This is a genomic window from Vogesella indigofera (assembly GCF_003633895.1).
GTDB lineage: Bacteria > Pseudomonadota > Gammaproteobacteria > Burkholderiales > Chromobacteriaceae > Vogesella > Vogesella indigofera.
This window is the reverse complement of sequence record NZ_RBID01000020.1, coordinates 1-17,851: the sequence shown is the minus strand read 5'-3', so window position 1 is coordinate 17,851 and position 17,851 is coordinate 1. Positions and strand designations below refer to the sequence as shown.

At 67.8% G+C, this 17,851-nt stretch carries 16 protein-coding genes and 1 tRNA gene; 5 read left to right on the top strand and 12 right to left on the bottom strand.

Features of this window, described 5'->3' with window-relative positions; all coding sequences use genetic code 11:
• Window positions 1-29: 29 nt before the first annotated feature.
• From bluB to C8E02_RS16405, 6 genes are all read right to left on the bottom strand, one after another.
• Window positions 30-689, bottom strand: a complete 660-nt coding sequence (bluB, locus tag C8E02_RS16430) for a 5,6-dimethylbenzimidazole synthase (RefSeq protein ID WP_120812622.1) — start codon at window positions 687-689, stop codon at window positions 30-32.
• Window positions 690-752: 63 nt separating this feature from the next.
• The gene (locus C8E02_RS16425; protein ID WP_120812620.1) at window positions 753-1,295 is read right to left on the bottom strand and encodes a hypothetical protein; all 543 of its coding nucleotides are present in this window, start codon (window positions 1,293-1,295) and stop codon (window positions 753-755) included.
• A 76-nt stretch (window positions 1,296-1,371) separates the two neighbouring features.
• Entirely contained in the window at window positions 1,372-1,575 is a 204-nt protein-coding gene (locus C8E02_RS16420; RefSeq protein ID WP_120812618.1) for a SlyX family protein, read from the bottom strand.
• Between the two features lie 84 nt (window positions 1,576-1,659).
• Window positions 1,660-1,735 (bottom strand) — tRNA-Thr (locus tag C8E02_RS16415).
• Window positions 1,736-1,798: 63 nt separating this feature from the next.
• The gene (locus tag C8E02_RS16410) at window positions 1,799-3,112 is read right to left on the bottom strand and encodes a Na+/H+ antiporter family protein (RefSeq protein WP_120812615.1); all 1,314 of its coding nucleotides are present in this window, start codon (window positions 3,110-3,112) and stop codon (window positions 1,799-1,801) included.
• 153 nt (window positions 3,113-3,265) lie between these two features.
• Window positions 3,266-3,967, bottom strand: coding sequence for an ArsR/SmtB family transcription factor (locus tag C8E02_RS16405; RefSeq protein WP_120812613.1), 702 nt, complete (start codon window positions 3,965-3,967; stop codon window positions 3,266-3,268).
• Window positions 3,968-4,045: 78 nt separating this feature from the next.
• Between C8E02_RS16405 and C8E02_RS16400 the strand changes: the two genes are divergently transcribed.
• Window positions 4,046-5,200 carry a cytochrome P450 gene (locus tag C8E02_RS16400; protein WP_120812609.1) on the top strand — a complete coding sequence of 385 codons (1,155 nt, stop codon included), beginning with the start codon at window positions 4,046-4,048 and terminating at the stop codon, window positions 5,198-5,200.
• Entirely contained in the window at window positions 5,197-5,541 is a 345-nt protein-coding gene (locus tag C8E02_RS16395; RefSeq protein ID WP_120812606.1) for an antibiotic biosynthesis monooxygenase family protein, read from the top strand. Before C8E02_RS16400 ends, C8E02_RS16395 begins: the two co-directional genes overlap by 4 nt.
• A gap of 72 nt (window positions 5,542-5,613) precedes the next feature.
• On the opposite strand, the gene C8E02_RS16390 is transcribed toward C8E02_RS16395, so the two are convergent.
• Both C8E02_RS16390 and C8E02_RS16385 read right to left on the bottom strand, forming a co-directional pair.
• Complete coding sequence (locus C8E02_RS16390) at window positions 5,614-6,009, bottom strand: acyl-CoA thioesterase (RefSeq protein ID WP_047967488.1); 396 nt, start codon at window positions 6,007-6,009, stop codon at window positions 5,614-5,616.
• A 176-nt stretch (window positions 6,010-6,185) separates the two neighbouring features.
• On the bottom strand, window positions 6,186-6,989 hold the full coding sequence (locus tag C8E02_RS16385) for a class I SAM-dependent methyltransferase (protein ID WP_120812604.1): 804 nt from the start codon (window positions 6,987-6,989) through the stop codon (window positions 6,186-6,188).
• Between the two features lie 93 nt (window positions 6,990-7,082).
• On the opposite strand from C8E02_RS16385, the gene C8E02_RS16380 reads away from it, so the two are divergent.
• Window positions 7,083-9,308: a DNA internalization-related competence protein ComEC/Rec2 gene (locus C8E02_RS16380; protein ID WP_120812601.1), complete on the top strand. Its 2,226-nt coding sequence runs from the start codon at window positions 7,083-7,085 to the stop codon at window positions 9,306-9,308.
• A gap of 151 nt (window positions 9,309-9,459) precedes the next feature.
• On the opposite strand, the gene C8E02_RS16375 is transcribed toward C8E02_RS16380, so the two are convergent.
• From C8E02_RS16375 to C8E02_RS16360, 4 genes are read right to left on the bottom strand one after another with little or no spacing between them, the layout of a single operon-like run.
• Entirely contained in the window at window positions 9,460-10,347 is an 888-nt protein-coding gene (locus tag C8E02_RS16375) for an ATP-binding response regulator (protein WP_120812598.1), read from the bottom strand.
• Entirely contained in the window at window positions 10,347-12,917 is a 2,571-nt protein-coding gene (locus C8E02_RS16370) for an ATP-binding protein (RefSeq protein WP_120812596.1), read from the bottom strand. Before C8E02_RS16370 ends, C8E02_RS16375 begins: the two co-directional genes overlap by 1 nt.
• Before the next feature lie 17 nt (window positions 12,918-12,934).
• Window positions 12,935-13,702, bottom strand: a complete 768-nt coding sequence (locus tag C8E02_RS16365) for a ParA family protein (protein WP_120812593.1) — start codon at window positions 13,700-13,702, stop codon at window positions 12,935-12,937.
• Window positions 13,703-13,743: 41 nt separating this feature from the next.
• Window positions 13,744-14,226: a surface-adhesin E family protein gene (locus tag C8E02_RS16360; protein ID WP_047967493.1), complete on the bottom strand. Its 483-nt coding sequence runs from the start codon at window positions 14,224-14,226 to the stop codon at window positions 13,744-13,746.
• Window positions 14,227-14,348: 122 nt separating this feature from the next.
• Here C8E02_RS16360 and recQ point away from each other — a divergent pair, with 122 nt between their 5' ends.
• Together recQ and argJ are read left to right on the top strand one after the other, a co-directional pair.
• Window positions 14,349-16,145, top strand: a complete 1,797-nt coding sequence (recQ, locus tag C8E02_RS16355; protein ID WP_120812591.1) for a DNA helicase RecQ — start codon at window positions 14,349-14,351, stop codon at window positions 16,143-16,145.
• 55 nt (window positions 16,146-16,200) lie between these two features.
• Window positions 16,201-17,418 (top strand): bifunctional glutamate N-acetyltransferase/amino-acid acetyltransferase ArgJ, encoded by a 1,218-nt coding sequence (gene argJ / locus C8E02_RS16350; protein ID WP_120812588.1) that lies wholly within the window; start codon window positions 16,201-16,203, stop codon window positions 17,416-17,418.
• Window positions 17,419-17,851: the final 433 nt, after the last annotated feature.

Below are 17,851 nucleotides of genomic sequence, written 5' to 3'. Positions count from 1 at the left end.
AAGGTTGGCCGCAGTGTTTTGGGCGACGGCTACTCGCTGGCGGCGGCTGGCACGTCGCCCCAGCCGTTCTCGCTGAGCAGCGCCGCCAGCGGCTGGCGCTGCGCCCAGTTTTCCTGCTCCAGCATCGGCTTGTCGTAGAAGGCGTCGACGTGGCCGATGCACAGGATCGCCACCGCGCGTGCGCCCGGCGGAAACCGCAGCAGCGCGGCCAGCGCGTCCGGATCAAAGATCGACACCCAGCCCAGACCGATGCCCTCGGCGCGCGCCGCCAGCCACATGTTCTGGATGGCGCAGGCCACCGACGCCAGATCCATCTCCGGCAGCGTGCGGCGGCCGAAGACGTGGCGTTCGCGGCCGTCCATCAACGCCACCACCAGCACCTCGGCGCACTCGCGCAGGCCCTCCACCTTCAGGCGCATGAATTCTTCCTGCCGCTGGCCGAGGGCGGCGGCGGTGCGCTGCCGTTCCTGTTCCACCAGCGTGTGCAGCTGCTGGCGCAGCGCGGCATCGCTGATGCGGATGAAGCGCCACGGCTGCATGTAGCCGACGCTGGGCGCGTGGTGTGCAGCCTGCAGCAGCCGTTGCAGCAGCGCCGGGTCCAGCGGCGCCGGGCGGAAGTGGCGCATGTCGCGCCGTTCGCGGATCACGCGGTAGACGGTGGCAATCTCGGCGTCTTGGTAGCGGCTCATGCGGGTGCTCGTGAGATGGATAAAGGCGGGGCGGGGGCCGGTTTCACGTGAAACGCGGGGGTTTCATTCTTCCCACGGCCACCAGTCCGGCGCCGGCTTCAGGTATTTTTCCGGGTAGCCGGCGAACAGGTTGGCGGCGATGCGCTGCGGGTGGGTGACGCCGTGCTCGTCCAGCCACTCGTCCAGCGCCTCGGTCTGTTCGCTGTAGCCCATCAGCCGGTACAGCAGCGCCCAGTCCTCGGCCATGCACCAGTTGAGGCCGTCCGCCTGCCAGCAGGCGGCAGCGTCGAACGGCCAGCGGAACTGGCCCTTGTCCAGCCGGATGGCCAGCCCGGCGATCAGGTCGATCTCCAGCCCGTCGGCGCTCTGCAGGCGGGCGAAGTGACGGGTGGCGTACAGCGGGTGCGGTGGCGGGGTGATGTCGCTGGCGTGTTGCAGCAGCAGTGCCTTGACGGCGGCGAAGTCCTCGGCAGTGGTGATCAGGTCGAGGTCGCGCGGCTCGTCGACGAGGCCGAGTTGTTGCAGCAGGGTGCTGCCGCCGATGGCCCAGCTCAGGCCGGCCAGCTGCGGCGCGAGGGCGGTGATGAAGGCGCGGGGTGTGCTCATGCGGTGGTTCCGGCAAGCGCGGCGCCGTTGCGGCCAACCTTGGCCGCAAGCGGGGCGACGCAGTGAGTGTGGCGGTTCAGTAGTGCGGCGGAATGTCGTCGCGCAGCGAGCCGACGTTTTCATCCTGGCTGGCACCCTGTTGCAGCTGGTACAAGTGGCGCAGCTGTTCCTGCAGCAGGTCGATCTGCTGCTGCTGGCGGGTGACGGTGAGATTGAGCGCGTCGAGCAGGTCTTCCTGCAGCGCGACCTTGATTTCCAGTTCGATGAGGCGTGATTCCATGATTGGTACCCGCTGAGTGTGGTGGTGCTTTTCTGATCATAGAACGGAAAACGGGGTTTCCATTTCTGGAAACCCCGTAAATCCTGGTGCCGGCGGCAGGAATCGAACTCGCGACCCCCTGATTACAAGTCAGGTGCTCTACCATCTGAGCTACACCGGCGAAGAGGCGTGCATTATTGCCGAAGATTGTTTATCTGGCAAGTCCCCGCGTCATTTTTTTGGCTTACAGCACCAGCGCCGCCACCCAGCCGGCGGCCAGCAGCGGCAGGTTGTAGTGCAGGAAGGTGGGGATCACCGTATCGCGCATGTGGTCGTGCTGGCCGTCGACGTTGAGGCCGGAAGTCGGCCCCAGCGTGGAGTCCGACGCCGGCGAACCGGCATCGCCCAGCGCGCCGGCGGTGCCGATGATGGCCACCGTTGCCAGCGGCGAGAAGCCGAGCTGCAGGCACAGCGGCACGTAGATCGCGGTCAGGATCGGCACGGTGGAAAACGAGGAGCCGATGCCCATGGTCACCACCAGCCCGACAAACAGCATCGCGAACGCGGCCATGCCGCGGTTGTCGCCGAACAGGCTGGCGGAGGCGCTGACCAGCTCGCCGATCTGGCCGGTGGCGGTCAGCACCTCGGCAAAGCCCTGCGCGGTGATCATCACGAAGCCGATCATCGCCATCAGCTTCATGCCGTCGCTGAACGCGTCGTCGGCCTCGTGCCATTTCAGCGCGCCGGTGGCGATGAACAGCAAAAAGCCGGCCAGTGCGCCCAGAATCATCGAATCGCTGTACAGCTGCACCGCGAAGGCGCAGGCGATGGCCAGCAGCGCGGTGACGGTGCCCTTGCGGCTGATGCGGGTACCGGTGCGCTCGGCGTTCTCGATCTTGCCCAGCGAGTACGAACGCGGCTTGCGGTAGCTGACGAACACCGCCAGCAGCAGGCCGACCAGCATGCCGGCGGCCGGGATCGCCATCGCGTGCATCACGTTGACGCCGGAGACGTCCATGCCGGCCTTGGTGATATTGCCCAGCAGGATCTGGTTCAAGAAGATGTCGCCGAAACCGACCGGGAACAGCATGTACGGCGTCACCAGGCCGAAGGTGATCACGCAGGCCACCGCGCGGCGATCCAGCTGCAGCCGCGCCATCACGTACAGCAGCGGCGGCACCAGCAGCGGGATGAAGGCGATGTGGATCGGCACCAGGTTCTGGCTCATCACGCTGACCACGGCCAGCATCAGGATCAGCAGCCATTTCAGCCGCGTCTTGCCGTCGCTGCGCGCCAGCCGCGCCACCGCGGCATCGGCCAGCGCGTGCGGCAGGCCGGACTTGGCGATTGCCACCGCGAAGGCGCCCAGCAGCGCGTAGGACAGCGCCACCGCCGCGCCATTGGTGATGCCCTTGTTGAAGGCGGCCAGCGTTTGCGCCAGATCCAGCCCGCCGCTGAGGCCGCCGACGAGGGCGCCCAGCAGCAGGCTGATGACGACATGGGTGCGGGCGAGGGTCAGCGCCAGCATCAGGGTTACTGCGATCAGGATGGCATTCATTTGTATATACAAAGTACTGATTTGAAATGAAAAAAAGGGCGCAAGGGTAGCGCGTCCGGCGGCAGGTGTCGAGGCGACAGGTGTCGAGGCGGGAAACGGCGGATGGCGGGAGAACGGGGCAAGGCGGCGGCCAGGCCAGACCGCCGCCGCGGTTTACAGCACGAGGTCGAAGTGCTGCCGCAGAAAATGGTGTCCGGCCGCGGTCACGATCAGCGAGCGGTTGCCGCTGCGGCGCTGTACCAGGCCCTGCGTCACAAAGGCCGTGCATAGCGCCTCGCCCAGCACGCCGGCCAGATGGTCGCGCCGCTCGCTCCAGTCCAGGCAGGCGCGTGCCAGCTCGCGCCGTTTCAGCGGCAAGGCGGTGCTGTCGATGGCCAGCGTGGCCTGCAGCCACTGCTGGCCGCTGGCGGTCACGGCAAAGGCACGAGCCTCGGCGTCTGGCTGCAGATAGTCCTTGGCCACCATCGCCTCGCACAACAGGGTGCCCAGCCGGCCGGCCAGATGGCGGTAACAGGTGCGAGCCAGGCGGATCTCGCCATTGCCCTTGCGGCGCAAGGTTGGCCGCGACAGGTCGTGGCCGTGGGCGGCCACCGCCAGTGCCTCCAGCGCATGGGCGATCTGGACATTGGCCAGCGTGTAATAACGGTAGCGGCCACGGCTTTCCACCCGCAGCACGTCGCCGTCGAGCAGGCGTGCCAGATGGTTGCTCGCCGCCTGTGGCGACAGGTTGGCCACCTGTGCCAGATCGGTTGCCGTGGCCATTTGTCCGCCCAGCAGCGCCAGCAGCATGCGCGAGCGGCCGGGGTCGGCCAGCAGGCTGGCCAGACGGCTGATGTCGGGCAGGTCGTCGCTCATGGTTCACTCCGGGCTGAAACGTGGACAGAGCCGCGAGCCTACCATAGCGCCACTCGTCATCAACCCCAAGGATGCCCCATGCGCGATTTCCCGTCCGACCCGCTGGCCGCGGTCACCCACCCCGATCCGGCGCCGTATTACCAGCAGCTGCAAGCCACGCGGCCACTGTATTTCGATCGCGCGCTGCAGCTGTGGGTGGCCAGCAGCGCAAGCGTGGTCGAGGCCGTGCTGGCCCATCCGGCCTGTCGCGTGCGGCCAACCTTGCAGCCCTTGCCGGCCGCGTTGCGGGACACCCCGCTGGCCGGGGTCTTCGGGCGCCTGATTCGCATGAGCGACGGCGAGTATCACGCCCGGCTCAAGCCGGCGCTGGCGACTGCGCTGGCGGTGCTGCCGCCGCCGAGTGTGGACGACTGCTGTGCGCAGGTGCTGGCCTCCATGCCGGCACGGCTGGACGGTGCGGCGCTGGATGACTGGCTGTTTGCGGCACCGCTGCAGATCATGGCCCGCCTGCTGGGCTTGCCGCCCGACGCAGACCGGCTGGCGCTGATGCGCGATTTTGTCGCGGCACTGTCGCCGCTGGCCACCGCCGCCGACATCGCACGCGGCAGTGCGGCCGTCACGCCGCTGCTGGCGCAGTTTGCCGCGCTGCCTGCCGCGGTCTCGCCGCTCCATGCCGCGCTGGCCAGCCGCATCACGCCACCGGCCAGCCTGCACGCCAATGCACTGGGTCTGTTGTTGCAAACCTGGGATGCCAGCGCCGGGCTGATCGGCAATGTGCTGTACCGGCTGGCCGTTGACGCCGGGCTGCGGGAAATCCTGCGGCAGCAACCGGCATGGCTGGATGACTGCATCGCGGAAAGCCAGCGCCTGGATGCCGCCATCCACAACACGCGCCGCTATCTGGCGGCCGACGCCGAGATCGCCGGCCATACCCTGCGGGCGGGGGATGGCGTGTTGCTGTTACTGGCTGCGGCCAACCTTGATCCGGCCCGGCATCCGCAGCCGCTGCGCTTCGAATTGCAGCGCGAACGGCAGGAGCTCGGCTTTGGTGCCGCCACGCATCGTTGTCCCGGCAGCAGCCTTGCCTTGTCCATCGCACGGCAGTTCGTGCAACAGTGCTTGCACCGCGCGCCGGACTGGCCGGCACTGGCGCGCAGCCACCGCTTCCGGGCGTCGCTGAATGCCCGCATTCGCCTGTTTGCCGATGCCGCTGCCGCAGGGAGTACGCCATGATCGCCGTGATCTTCGAAGTCAGCCTCGCGGCCGGGCAGCAGCCGCGCTATCTGCAGCTCGCCGCCGAGCTGCGCCCGCTATTGCAGCAGATCGACGGTTTTATCTCCATCGAACGCTTTGCCAGCCTGAGCGAGCCGGACAAACTGCTGTCGCTATCGTTCTGGCGCGACGAGGCGGCGCTGGCGCAATGGCGGCAGCTGGAGGCGCACCGCATGGCGCAAGCCGCCGGGCGCGGCGGCGTGTTTGCCGACTACCGCCTGCGGGTGACGGCGGTGGTGCGTGATTACGGCATGAGCGAGCGGACGGCGGCGCCGGGTGACAGCCGCCAGCATCACGGCTGACGTCGGCGCTGGCCAAGGTTGGCCGCAAACGACAACGCCCCGCAGCGCGGGGCGTTTTGCCTGGCGGCGGCTTCAGCCGGCCAGCTGTGCGGCGAACGCTTCCGGGATCGCCGGGCGGCCGCGCTCGTTGACGGCGGTACCGATGATCAGCCCCTCCAACACCACCTTCTGGTCGGCAAGGCGGATCACCTGCTGGCGGAAGCCGAAGCGCACGCGCGACACCGCCTCGAACGCCACGGTAACCACGAACTGGTCGCCGCTGGTCAGCGACGCCTTGTAGTCCAGCTCCGAGCGCACCACCACCAGATTCACCTTCTGCCGCGCCAGCTCGGCAAAGTCGATGCCCTTGTGCAGCAGGAATTCGTGGCGCGCGTGCTCCAGGTAGTTGAAGTAGACACCGTTATTGACGATGCCCTGCATATCACACTCGTAATCACGCACCTTGAATTCAACGGCAAACACGGACATCGCTATGGCTCCTGATCGGGGTTGACGGCAGCGCGCACCGCACCGCCTTGTGCTTCGCGGCGGGCAAGCGGCGGCGTGCCGCACGGGGAGGGCAGTGTAACGCAAGGGGTGCTCGGCGCGGAATGGCAAGCGGGCTGGCGCTGGGTTCAGGCTTGCGGCCAACCCTGGCCGTTGCCTCAGTCCGCGTCCGCGAAGTCCTGCGGCCGCAGTGCCTTGATGATGTAGAGGTCGAAGCGGGTGGACTTGCCGTCCAGCACCACCGACGGCTTGACACCCGCTATCGCCACGCCGCGCTGCGGCCGTTTCACCACCACGCGCACGGTGGCGGCAGCGATGGCGGCCTCCAGCAGCTGGGCGCTGTCCAGATCGTCGCCGATCACGTGCTGGAACGCCTGCATGCCTTTCTTGGCAGCGGCGGATTTCTTGTCGGTATCGGGGAACATCGGGTCGACGAACACCACGTCCGGGCGCGCCTCGCGTGGCAGGGCGGCCTGTTGTGCCAGCCAGTCGATGGCGTTGCCGTGTACCAGCGTCATGCGCGCGGCGATGTCGGCGGTGGAGGAATCGCGCGCGGCGCGCTCCAGCGCGTCGGCCAGCAGCGCGGCGGCGACGGGAGAACGCTCCAGCATGGTGACGTGGCAGCCCAGCGTGGCCAGCACGAAGCTGTCGCCGCCGAGGCCGGCGGTGGCATCCACCACCCGCGGCAGGTCCTTGGCGCCTTTCAGCCCCACCGCCTTGGCCACCGGCTGGCCGCGGCCGCCGCCCTGTTCGCGGCGGTGGCGGGCGGCGCCCTCGACGAACTCCGCGTACACCGCGCCGTGCTTGGCGTTGGTGACCAGCTCCAGCCGCTCTGCACCCAGTTCCAGCCAGTAGCCGTCCGTCGGCCGCTGCCGTACCAAGGGCAGGGCAAAGCGGCTGGCCAGTTGCTCGGCGGTGTCGCGGCGCGCACTTTCGGCGCAGTACAGGGGAGTGGGTTGCATGCGGCTTCCTTCATTGACGCGGCGACGATACGGGATCGCGGTGGCGGCAGCAAGCGCTTTGCCTTTCTTGATGCAATGTGAATAAATGGTGGCATGTTGCTGCTTGCCTGTTTCTGTGCCGGGGTGGTGCTGTGCGCGTTTTTGCCGGTGCTGCCGAGCTGGCCCTTGTTGCTGACCGTGCTGCTGTTGTCGTGGCCGCTGTGGTGGCGCACGCGCCGCCTGTGGTTGCTGGCGCTGGTGGCCGCCACGCTGGGGCTGGGCTACGCCGCGTGGCGGGCGGAGCTGCGCCTCGCGCAGCGGCTGGATACGGCGCTGGCTGGCGAGGTGGTGCAGTTCAGCGGCGTGGTGCGCGGTCTGGCCAAGCCCGGTGAATTCGGCGTGCGGCTGCGCTTCGAGGTGGAGGACGCGGCACCGGGCCTCCGCCTGCCGCCACTGCTGGAGTTGAGCGACTACCGGCAGCAGCCGTGGCCGGCCGGCAGCCGCTGGCGCCTCGGCGCGCGCCTGCGCCCGCCGCGCGGTGCGGCCAACGTTGCCGGTTTCGACGCCGAGGCGTGGTACTGGTCGGAAGGGGTGCTGGCCACCGGCAGCGTGCTCAAGGGGCGGCAGGCGCTGGGCATGGCGACGGACTGGCCGGCGCGCATCGACCGCCTGCGCGAGCGGGTGGCGCAGCGGCTGCTGGCCGGCAGTGACGAGGTGCGCGCGGCGGCGCTGGTGGCGGCACTGGCGGTGGGGGCGCAGCAGACGCTGACGCGTGACGACTGGCAGCAGCTGGCCGCTACCGGGTTGACCCATGTGGTCAGCGTCTCCGGGCTGCACATCACGATGATCGCCTTGCTGGTGGCGTGGCTGTTGCGGCGCGTGCTGCGCCATCTGCCGCCGCTGCGGCGGCCGTTGTGGTGGGTGCTGGGCGGCGCGATGCTGGCAGCCGGCGCCTATGCCGCGCTGGCCGGTTTTTCGGTGCCGACGCAGCGCAGCCTGTGGATGCTGCTGGTGGCGGCCCTGGCGCTGGCCAGCCAGCGCGGGCTGTCGCCGTTGCAGATCTGGCTGGCGGCGCTGACGCTGGTGTTGCTGCTCGATCCGTTTGCGGTGTTGGCGCCGGGCTTCTGGCTGTCGTTCGGGCTGGTGGCGGCGCTGATCGTGATGGTGGCCGGCCGCCGCGCGCCGGGCGGCAAGTGGCAGACCGCGCTGCAGGCGCAATTGCTGGTGACGCTGGCGTCGACGCTGCCGCTGGCGCTGTTCTTCGGCCAGCTGCCGCTGGTGTCGCCGCTGGCCAATGCGCTGGGCACGCCGCTGGTGTCGCTGCTGCTGACGCCGTTGGCCCTGCTGGCGGCGCTGCTGCCGTGGCCGTGGCTTCTTGATGCGGCGGTCTGGACGGCACAGCTGTTTTGGTGGTGGGTCGATCTGCTGGCCGGCGCGCCGCTGTACGCGGTGCCGCTGTTGCCGTGGCCGCTGCTGCTGGCGGCACTGGCCGGCACACTGCTGGCCCTGCTGCCGTGGTCGTGGAGCGGGCGCGCGCTGGGCGGCTGCCTGTTGCTGCCGCTGCTGCTGTACCGGGTGCCGCCGCCGGCCAGCGGCACGCTGGCGGTGGAGCTGCTTGATGTCGGTCAGGGGCTGGCGGTGCTGTTGCGCACGCGGCAGCACGCCTTGCTGTACGACACCGGCGCCGGCGACGCGACGCGGGTGCTGCTGCCGGCACTGCGCGCGCTGGACGTGCGGCAGCTGGACACCCTGCTGCTGTCGCACCACGACAGCGATCACGACGGTGCCGCCGTCAGCCTGCGCGACGGCATCAAGGTTGGCCGCATCCTCGCCGGGCAGCCGCGGTTCTATCCCGGCGCCGAGCCGTGTCGTGGCGGGCAGAGCTGGGTGTGGGACGGCGTGCGCTTCGACGTGTTGTGGCCGCCACCGGCGTGGCAGGGCGAGGACAACGCGCACAGCTGCGTGCTGCGGGTCGCCACCGCCGGTCAGGCGCTGCTGCTGTCCGGCGACGCGCCGCTGGCGGTGGAGCAGGCGCTGGTGGCGCGTTACGGCAGCGCGCTGCGCAGCCAGTGGCTGGTGCTCGGCCATCATGGCAGCCGTACCTCCAGCGGTGACGACTGGCTGCGGCAGGTGCAGCCGCAGATGGCGCTGGTCAGCGCCGGCTACCGCAACCGTTACCGCCATCCGCACCCGCAGGTGCTGTCACGGCTGGACGCGGCCGGCATCACGCTGTGGCGCAGCGATCACGACGGCGCGCTGGCGCTGCGGCTGGGGCCCAGACAGGGCGAACTGCAGGCGCGGCGGGCGCAGGCGGCACGCTACTGGCGGCCGTCGTCTTAAGAACCAGTTCAAAGTCTCGCGCGCTCACACGAGACAAGGCGAAAACGGCAGAGGACGCAGCGTTTAGCGGGAGATAAACCCGCATGCCGAAGCCGTTTTCAACGCCGCATCGCCCTGTGGACATCCGTCACAGCAGATCGTGAACAGGTTCTCAGCCGTGAACGATGGCCAGCACCTGGTTGCCGTTGCCCTGATAGTGCAACTGGTCGAAGGACAGCTTGCGCGCGATGAGGATGCCGCGGCCGTGACTGCTGATCAGCTGCGTGGGGTCGTCGACCAGGTAGCGCGCCCAGTCGAAGCCGTTGCCCTGGTCGCTGATGGTGAAGTGCAGGTCGCCGCCGTGGCGCTGCATGCTGACGCGAACCTCGCGCGCGCCCAGCACCGGGTCGGCCAGCCGCTGTTGCAGCGTCTCCTGCCAGCGGTCCTCGCGCTGCAGCTGGGTTTTTTCCTGGTAGTCCAGCTCCAGGTTGCCGTGCTCGATGGCGTTGACGATCAGCTCGAACAGGCCGGTGGCGGTCTTTTCCGGGCTGCTGCTGGTGCGCGCCAGCAGCGCGGTGACGCAGCGCGCCTCATGCAGCTGGCGGAAGCCGAAGCTGGCCTGCTCCAGATGCTGCAGCGCGTCCAGCTGCTGGTTGGCCAGCTCGACAAAGTACTGGTGGCGGTCCCAGTGCTCGGTGGCGGCGGCGACCACTGCCAGCAGCATGTCGCGCGAGAACGGCTTGGTCAGATAGTAGAAGGCACCGCCGGCCAGGCTTTCCTGCACGCTGGCGGCGGCGCCGACCGCGGTCTGCATGATCACCGGCAGGAAGGCCAGCCGCTCGGTGGCCTTGATGCGCTTGAGCAGGTCGACGCCGCTGATGCCGGGCATCATCTTGTCGAGCAGGATGGCGGAAAACTGTTCTCCCTCGCGCTGCAGGATCTGCCACGCGTCCTCGCCGTTCAGCGCCTGCTGCGTATCGTAGCCGGCGTCTTCCAGCAGGTCGGTCATCAGTTCCAGGTTGAACGGTTCGTCGTCGACCAGTAACAGGCGTTTTTTCATCAGGCTGATTCCTCGCTGGCGCCAACGCTGCCTCGCGGCAGGGTGACGCGGAAATGGGCGCCGTGGCCGGCAACCGGTAGGATCTCGATGCGGCCGCGGTGGGCGTGCACGATTTCGCGGCAGATCGCCAGCCCAAGGCCGGTGCCGCCGGCGCCGGTCTTGGTCAGCGAACTTTGAATGAAGGTGTTGAAGATCTGCTCCTGCTCTGCGGCCGGCACCCCGGGGCCGAAATCGCGCACGCTGAGGCAAAGGTTGGCCGCCGTGTCGATGGCGAGGTCAATCTGTACCGGCGTGCCGGCGGGGCTGAACTTGATGGCGTTGCTGAGCAGGTTGCGCAGCAGCTGGCCGATGCGGAAGGCATCGACCTCGGCGTACAGCGCGGCGTTGCCGTGCACCACCAATTGCAGGTGCACGTCGTGGCGCTGCGCCATGCCGCGCAGCTCGTCCACCGCCTCGCGTGCTACCTGGGCGACGTCGCACGGCGCCAGGGTGTAGATCATCTTGCCCACTTCCATCTTCGACAGGTCGAGTAGGTCGTTGAGCAGAGTCAGCAGGCGGGTGCCGCTGCTGTGGATGCGCTCGAAGTAGTGGCGCAGCTTGTCGGCGGCGGCGCGCTCGACACGGTTCTGCCCCATCTCGGCAAAGCCGAGAATGGCGTGCATCGGCGTGCGCAGCTCGTGCGACATGTTGGCGAGGAATTCGGTCTTGGCGCGGCTGTTTTCCTCGGCCAGCTCCTTGGCGTGGCGCAGGTTGTCTTCCGCCGTGCGCTGCGCCGAGATGTCCTGGTACAGCCAGATCGAGCCCAGTGCCGGCTTGTCGGCACTGACCGCCTTGCCGTACATGTACACCCACTGCGCGGCACCGTCGCCGCGCTGCAGGCAGATCTCGCCCTGCGACACCTGGCCGCTGTGCAGCACCGGGTAGACCTGGCGCCCGGTGCGGGCGAAGTGCTCGTCGCTGTCGTACAGGATGCGCGTCGACTGGCCGATGATCTCGTCCTCGCGGCGGTGGAACAGTTCGAGGAAGGCGTGGTTGACCTGCTTGAACTCCAGCTCGACGATGTAGGCCATCGCCATCGGGCTGGCGTCGAGCAGCGCCGACAGCTGCCGGCTCTGCGTTTCCACCTGTTCCGCCAGCGAGTCCTTCAGCTGGATCAGCGCCGCCTCGCTCGCCTTGCGCGCCGAGATGTCGCGGCATACCGCGATGTACACCGCGTCCTGCTCGATCACCACGTGGGTCAGCGACACTTCCACCTGCAGCATCTGCGAGGCGCTGCAGATCATCAGCGCCTCGAACGGGCGGCCGATGCGCGGCGCGACGTGGTGCTCGAAGCCCAGTGCCGGCTCCGCCGGATGCAGTTCGCTGAGCAGCGCGCCGGCTGGCAGCGCCAGCAGCACGTCGCGCGACTGGCCCAGCATCGCCTCGGCGGCGCGGTTGAGGTCGCGGATCAGGCCGTCGCGGCCGATCACCAGGATGGCGTCGCCGCTGCCCTCGACGATGGCGCGCAGGCGCAGGATGGTCTGTTTGTAGCCGTCTTCCTGTTGTTGCTGCTGCTGCAGCTGCTGTTGCAGCAGCGCGTTCTGCGTGCCCTGTGCCTGCAGCCGCTGGCGCTGTGCCTGCTGGCTGTGCTGGCTGTGGCGCACGATCAGGCCGGACAGCGTGGCCATGATCACCAGCGCCAGCAGTATCGCCGCGTCCTGGCCGTAGTGGTGGCCGCTGTCGCTGTCGGCGGTCGGGTACAGCTCGAAGATCAACGGCTGGCCGCCGATGGTGCGGGTGGAGGACAGCGCCGGCTGTTCCGGCGGCGGCGGATGATCCAGCCCCACGCTGTCGAGGATCACCGTCTGCGCGCGATCCTTCAGCAGCACGCGCAGGCGGTAGGGCAGTGCCGGGCGGAACACGTCGCCGGCCATCGGCACCGTGCTGATCAGGCCGCCGGGGTTGATGCCCATCACCAGCAGCTGGTCGCCGGGGCGGCCGCGGGCGCTGAAGAAGGCGGACAGGCGGCTGGCGTTGCCGGCCTGGATCAGCGCGATCGCCGGGCGGCCGGTCTTGCTCACCCGCTGCAGCGCGGCCTCGACATTGCCTTGCGAGGCGAGGTCGAGCTGTGCCGGCAGCGCCTTGCTGTTTTCCGGGTATTGCTGCTCCACCGGGAAGTGCAGCGGCCGCGGCTGCGCGGTGGTCAGCCGGTTGTCGCGGTATTCGCGCAGGATCACCGTCTGCTGCCGCTCGTACAGCAGCCGCTGCGGCGGGGTGATGCGACGCGCGGTGGCGACGAAATCGAACAGCGTGTTGTCGGAGAGGATGAACGGCGCAAAGCGCTGGAACGCGCTCTGGCCGTTGTGGCCGTTGTCGGACAGCAGCAGCTCGGTGGCGGCCTGGCCGGCCAGCAGCGCGTAGTTGAGCTGGTTGGCGGCGTTGTCGACCAGCAGTTCCGCTTCGCGCAGCTGCTGGTTGCGCAGCTGCTGCCGTTCGCTGTCCTGTTGCAGCCAGCTGGCGCCCAGCCACAGCAGCAGGCCGCTGCAGGTGCCCAGCAGCCACAGGATGCGCGGCGAGCGTGCGGTTATCACCGGGCGGCCCTGTCCGGTTACTGGCGGCGCAGGGTCTGGTACAGCGCGGCGAATTCCTGCGACAGCTTGTGGCGCGCATCGAGGTACACCATCGGCAGGCTACGCTCGTGCGATTCGCGGATCTTCACCGACGCCGACAGCGGCGGGTCCAGCACCGGCAGGCCGGCGTCACGCAGCTCCTGCACCAGCCGTTGCGGCAGGCTGGCGCGCGGCTGGAACTGGTTGACGACGATGCCTTCCACGCTGAGACCGCTGTTGTGGTCGGCGCGGATCTCGCCGACGCTGTCGATCAGCCCCAGCAGCGCGTGGCGCGAGAAGCTGTCGCAGTCGAACGGGATCAGGCAGCGGTTGGCCGCAATCAGCGCCGAGCGGGTGTAGAAGTTCAGCGCCGGCGGGGTGTCGATCCAGATCTCGTCGAAGTCGCCATCGAGCTGTTCCAGCGCGTCGCGCAGCTTGAACATCTTGTAGCGCGCTTCCAGCTTCACCATCAGCTCGGAAAGCTCCGGGTGCGAGGCCAGCAGGCTGAGGTTGGGGTGGGCGGTGGCGGTGACGAAGTCGGTCACCGGCTTTTCGAACATGCTGATGTTGAGCATCTGGTGGAACAGCCCGGCCACCGACACCGGCGGCGGCGTGGTGCTGCCGCTCAGGTAGTGGCTGCTGTTGCCCTGCGGGTCGAGATCGACCACCAGCACGCGGCGCCCGGCGGCAGCGGCGGCGGCGGCGAGGTTGACGGTGATGGTCGACTTGCCGACCCCGCCCTTCTGATTGAATACAACGCGACGCATGCTGGCTCCCCGGGGGTCAAATCACGAAATCGTTAGGCCGCTCAGCGGCTGCGCTGGCAGACGAATTCCACCTGCTGGAAGGCGGCGGACTGCTTCACCACCGGCATCGGCTTGATCTCTGCCTCGCTGAAGCTGCGGCTGAGCAGCTGGCGGCCGCCGTCGTCGAGCAGCGCCATGCTGCGCAGGCGGAAGGTCTTGGCGGTGCAGTTCACTTCCCACTGGTTCAGCGAATACTTGTGCTGCGGCGTGTTGAGGAAGTTTTCCTTGCGTGGATTGAAGATGGTCTTGCGGTCGCGGAACACCGTCAGCGCGCCTTCGCGGCGAATGCTCAGCACGTCGACCTCGTGCAGGATATTGCCGTTGGGCGACACGCCGATGATCTGCCACTCGGCGTTGGGCACCGTGACCGGTGCCGGTAGCGGTTTGGCGGTGCCGGGCCGGACCGGCTTGGTGCTGCCCGGACGCGGCTGGGTGGCGCAGGCGGCCAGCAGCAGGCTGGCGGCGGCAAGGAAAATCAATCGCATATCACGGCTACTTTCTAAAGACATGGGAAAGTCTCGCACACTCTGCCGATAAAGCCAAAGTGGCGAGTCGCGGGCGGCGCGCCGCTTTGGCGTACAATGGACGCCCCCAATGGAAATCACCGATGCAGCACGCGCTCTCGATACTTCAGAACACTTTCGGCTACCCGGCGTTCCGCGGCATGCAGGGCGACATCATCGAGCATGTCGCCGACGGCGGCCACGCGCTGGTGCTGATGCCCACCGGCGGCGGCAAAAGCCTGTGCTACCAGATCCCGGCCCTGCTGCGCGACGGCGTGGCGCTGGTGGTGTCGCCGCTGATCGCGCTGATGCAGGACCAGGTGGCAGCACTGCAGGAAGCCGGCGTCGCCGCCGCCTGCCTCAACTCCGCCACCGCACCGGACGACGCCCGCGAGATCGCGCGCATGGCGCGCAGCGGCGAGCTGGACCTGCTGTACGTGGCGCCGGAGCGCCTGCTCAGCCCGCGCTTTCTCGATTTCCTGGCCAGCCTGCCGCAGATCGCGCTGTTCGCCATCGACGAGGCGCACTGCGTCAGCCAGTGGGGCCATGATTTCCGCCCCGAATACCAGCAGCTGGGGCTGCTGTTCCAACGTTGGCCGCAGGTGCCGCGCATCGCGCTGACCGCCACCGCCGACGCCGAGACCCGCGCCGACATGCTGCACTTCCTGCAATTGCAGGACGCGCGCCAGTTCGTCACCAGCTTCGACCGCCCCAACCTGTTCTACCAGGTGGTGGAGAAGGACAGCGCCAAGAAGCAGCTGCTGGCCTTCATCGAGCACGACTACCCCGGCGCCTCCGGTATCGTCTACTGCCTGTCGCGCAAGCGGGTGGACGACACCGCGGCTTGGCTGTGCGAAAACGGCCTGCGCGCGCTGCCTTACCACGCCGGCATGAGCCACGCCGAGCGCGACGCCAACCAGCGCGCCTTCTTGCGCGAGGACGGCATCGTGATGGTGGCGACCATCGCCTTCGGCATGGGCATCGACAAGCCGGACGTGCGCTTCGTCGCCCACATCGACCTGCCGAAAAGCCCGGAGAACTTCTACCAGGAATCCGGCCGTGCCGGCCGCGACGGCCTGCCGGCCACCAGCTGGCTGTGCTACGGCCTCAACGACATGGTGCAGCTGACGCAGATGATCGAGTCCGGCGACAGCGCGGAGCAGCAGAAGCAGGTGGAGCTGACCAAGCTCGACGCCATGCTCGGCTACTGCGAAACCGCCAGCTGCCGCCGCCAGCAGATCCTCGCCTACTTCGGCGAGGCGTCGGCGCCGTGCGGCCAGTGCGACAACTGCCAGCGCCCGCCGGCCACCTTCGACGCCACCGTGCCGGTGCAGAAACTGCTGTCCTGCATCTATAGAGTGGAACAGCGCTTCGCGGCCAGCCATGTCATCGACGTGCTGCTCGGCCGCGCCAACCAGAGCGTCACCCACTTCGGTCACGACAAGCTGTCCACCTTCGGTATCGGCCGCGAGCTGAACCAGAAGGGCTGGCGTTCCATCATCCGCCAGCTGGTGGCGCGCAAGCTGCTGGTGGTCGACATCGTGCGCGGCCAGTCGCTGCTGCTCACCGACGCCTGCCGGCCGTTGCTGAAGGGGCAGCAGCAGATCGCGCTGCGGCCGCTGGCCGACGACAAGAAACGGCAGAGCGTGCACGCCGAGCGCTGGCTGCGCACCGAGCGCGAGGAGCGGCTGTGGCAGGCGCTGCGCCGCTGGCGCAAGGCCACCGCCGACGAGCACAACGTGCCGGCCTACGCGGTGTTCTCCGACAAGAGCCTGCAGGAACTGGTGCTGCAACGGCCGCAAACGTTGGCCGCACTGAAGAAGATTTACGGCCTCGGCGAGCTGAAGGTCGCCCGTTACGGCAGTGCGCTGCTGGCGCTGGTGCGCGACGGCGAGGCGTGATCCGGGATCACGGATTCAGTTACAATGACGCGACACCAAATTACGGAGAAACGTCATGCCAGTGAATCTCAAGCCCATCGATAACGCGCAGCTCGCGCCCATCGCCGGTGTGGACCTGTCCTACGCCTGCGCCGGTATCAAGAAGCCGGGCCGCAAGGACATCCTGGTCATCCGCATCGACAAGGGCAATACCGTCGCTGGCGTGTTCACGCAAAACCGCTTCTGTGCCGCCCCGGTACAGATCTGCAAACAGAATCTCGACGCCGGCGTGCAGATCCGCGCGCTGGTGATCAACACCGGCAACGCCAACGCCGGCACCGGCGAATCCGGCCGCCAGAACGCGCGCGCGGTGTGCGAGGCGCTGGCCGCCGAGCTGGACTGCCTGCCGGAACAGATCCTGCCGTTCTCCACCGGCGTGATCCTCGAGCCGCTGCCGGTCGACAAGATCGTCGCCGCGCTGCCGACACGGCAGGCCGCCACCTGGGCCGACGCCGCCGAGGCGATCATGACCACCGACATCGCGCCGAAGGCGACCAGCCGAACCATCGACATCGACGGTCACGCCGTCAACATCACCGGCATCGCCAAGGGCGCCGGCATGATCCACCCGAACATGGCCACCATGCTCGGCTTCATCGCCACCGACGCCGCCATCACCCGTCCGGTGCTGAGCCAGCTGGTGAAGGACGTCGCCGATCTCAGCTTCAACAGCATCACCATCGACGGCGACACCTCCACCAACGACAGCTTCATGCTGATCTCCACCGCCCAGAGCGGCGCGCCGCGCATCGACTCCGTCACCCACCCGGCCTACGAACAGCTGAAGGCCGCGTTGCTGGACGTCTCCGTCGAGCTGGCACAGGCCATCGTGCGCGACGGCGAAGGCGCCACCAAGTTCATCACCATCCAGGTCGAAGGCGGCCGCAGCGTCGCCGAGTGCAAGGCCGTCGGCTACGCCATCGGCCGTTCGCCGCTGGTGAAGACCGCCTTCTTCGCCTCCGACCCCAACCTCGGCCGCCTGCTCGCCGCCATCGGCTACGCCGGCATCAACGATCTGGATGTTGATCGCCTCGAGCTGTACCTGGACGACGTGCTGGTGGCCAAGGACGGCGGCCGCAATCCGGACTACCAGGAAGCGGACGGCCAGCGTGTGATGCAGCAGGCCGAAATCACCGTGCGCGTGGTGCTGGGGCGCGGCCTGGTCAACGCCACGGTGTGGAGCTGCGACTTCTCCTATGAGTACGTGAAGATCAACGCCGACTACCGCAGCTAAGCGTTGCCCAGGGTTGGCCGCAAGGTTTGCGGCCAACGTTGTCCGCGTCAGCGGCCGCCGTCAGGCGGCCGTTAACGTTTCAAAAGCGGGTAAATATAAAAATCGGGCGTAAAAAGGCGGGATTTGAATATTTGGCTGGCGGGGCAGGGGGCTGGCGGGCGGGTAGGCGGCGGGTTTTGCGATGGTCTGCAAAATAGTTTAATCGGGTAATTGTTTGCAAATCAGCGGCTTGTCTGTGTTTTTTGTCAAAACCCGCACTTTTCTGCAAAAAACCTGTTGACGCTGCTTCTGCGCTTAGCTATAGTTCGTCTCCTCAGCTGCAGACGCAAACGAAACAAGCGACGCAGCACTGCTCTTTAACAGAACGAATAACCGATAGGTGTAAGTGTCTGGCTTAGCCAAATACTTGCACTGTCAAGATTCTGAGAAACGA

Coding starts and splice junctions, on each gene's coding strand:
- recQ (WP_120812591.1), top strand. CDS start 14,349: ATGCAGCACGCGCTCTCGATACTTCAGAACACTTTCGGCTACCCGGCG.
- bluB (WP_120812622.1), bottom strand. CDS start 689: ATGAGCCGCTACCAAGACGCCGAGATTGCCACCGTCTACCGCGTGATC.
- C8E02_RS16385 (WP_120812604.1), bottom strand. CDS start 6,989: ATGCAACCCACTCCCCTGTACTGCGCCGAAAGTGCGCGCCGCGACACC.
- C8E02_RS16380 (WP_120812601.1), top strand. CDS start 7,083: ATGTTGCTGCTTGCCTGTTTCTGTGCCGGGGTGGTGCTGTGCGCGTTT.
- C8E02_RS16425 (WP_120812620.1), bottom strand. CDS start 1,295: ATGAGCACACCCCGCGCCTTCATCACCGCCCTCGCGCCGCAGCTGGCC.
- C8E02_RS16410 (WP_120812615.1), bottom strand. CDS start 3,112: ATGAATGCCATCCTGATCGCAGTAACCCTGATGCTGGCGCTGACCCTC.
- C8E02_RS16390 (WP_047967488.1), bottom strand. CDS start 6,009: ATGTCCGTGTTTGCCGTTGAATTCAAGGTGCGTGATTACGAGTGTGAT.
- C8E02_RS16405 (WP_120812613.1), bottom strand. CDS start 3,967: ATGAGCGACGACCTGCCCGACATCAGCCGTCTGGCCAGCCTGCTGGCC.
- C8E02_RS16395 (WP_120812606.1), top strand. CDS start 5,197: ATGATCGCCGTGATCTTCGAAGTCAGCCTCGCGGCCGGGCAGCAGCCG.
- C8E02_RS16360 (WP_047967493.1), bottom strand. CDS start 14,226: ATGCGATTGATTTTCCTTGCCGCCGCCAGCCTGCTGCTGGCCGCCTGC.
- C8E02_RS16375 (WP_120812598.1), bottom strand. CDS start 10,347: ATGAAAAAACGCCTGTTACTGGTCGACGACGAACCGTTCAACCTGGAA.
- C8E02_RS16400 (WP_120812609.1), top strand. CDS start 4,046: ATGCGCGATTTCCCGTCCGACCCGCTGGCCGCGGTCACCCACCCCGAT.
- argJ (WP_120812588.1), top strand. CDS start 16,201: ATGCCAGTGAATCTCAAGCCCATCGATAACGCGCAGCTCGCGCCCATC.
- C8E02_RS16420 (WP_120812618.1), bottom strand. CDS start 1,575: ATGGAATCACGCCTCATCGAACTGGAAATCAAGGTCGCGCTGCAGGAA.
- C8E02_RS16365 (WP_120812593.1), bottom strand. CDS start 13,702: ATGCGTCGCGTTGTATTCAATCAGAAGGGCGGGGTCGGCAAGTCGACC.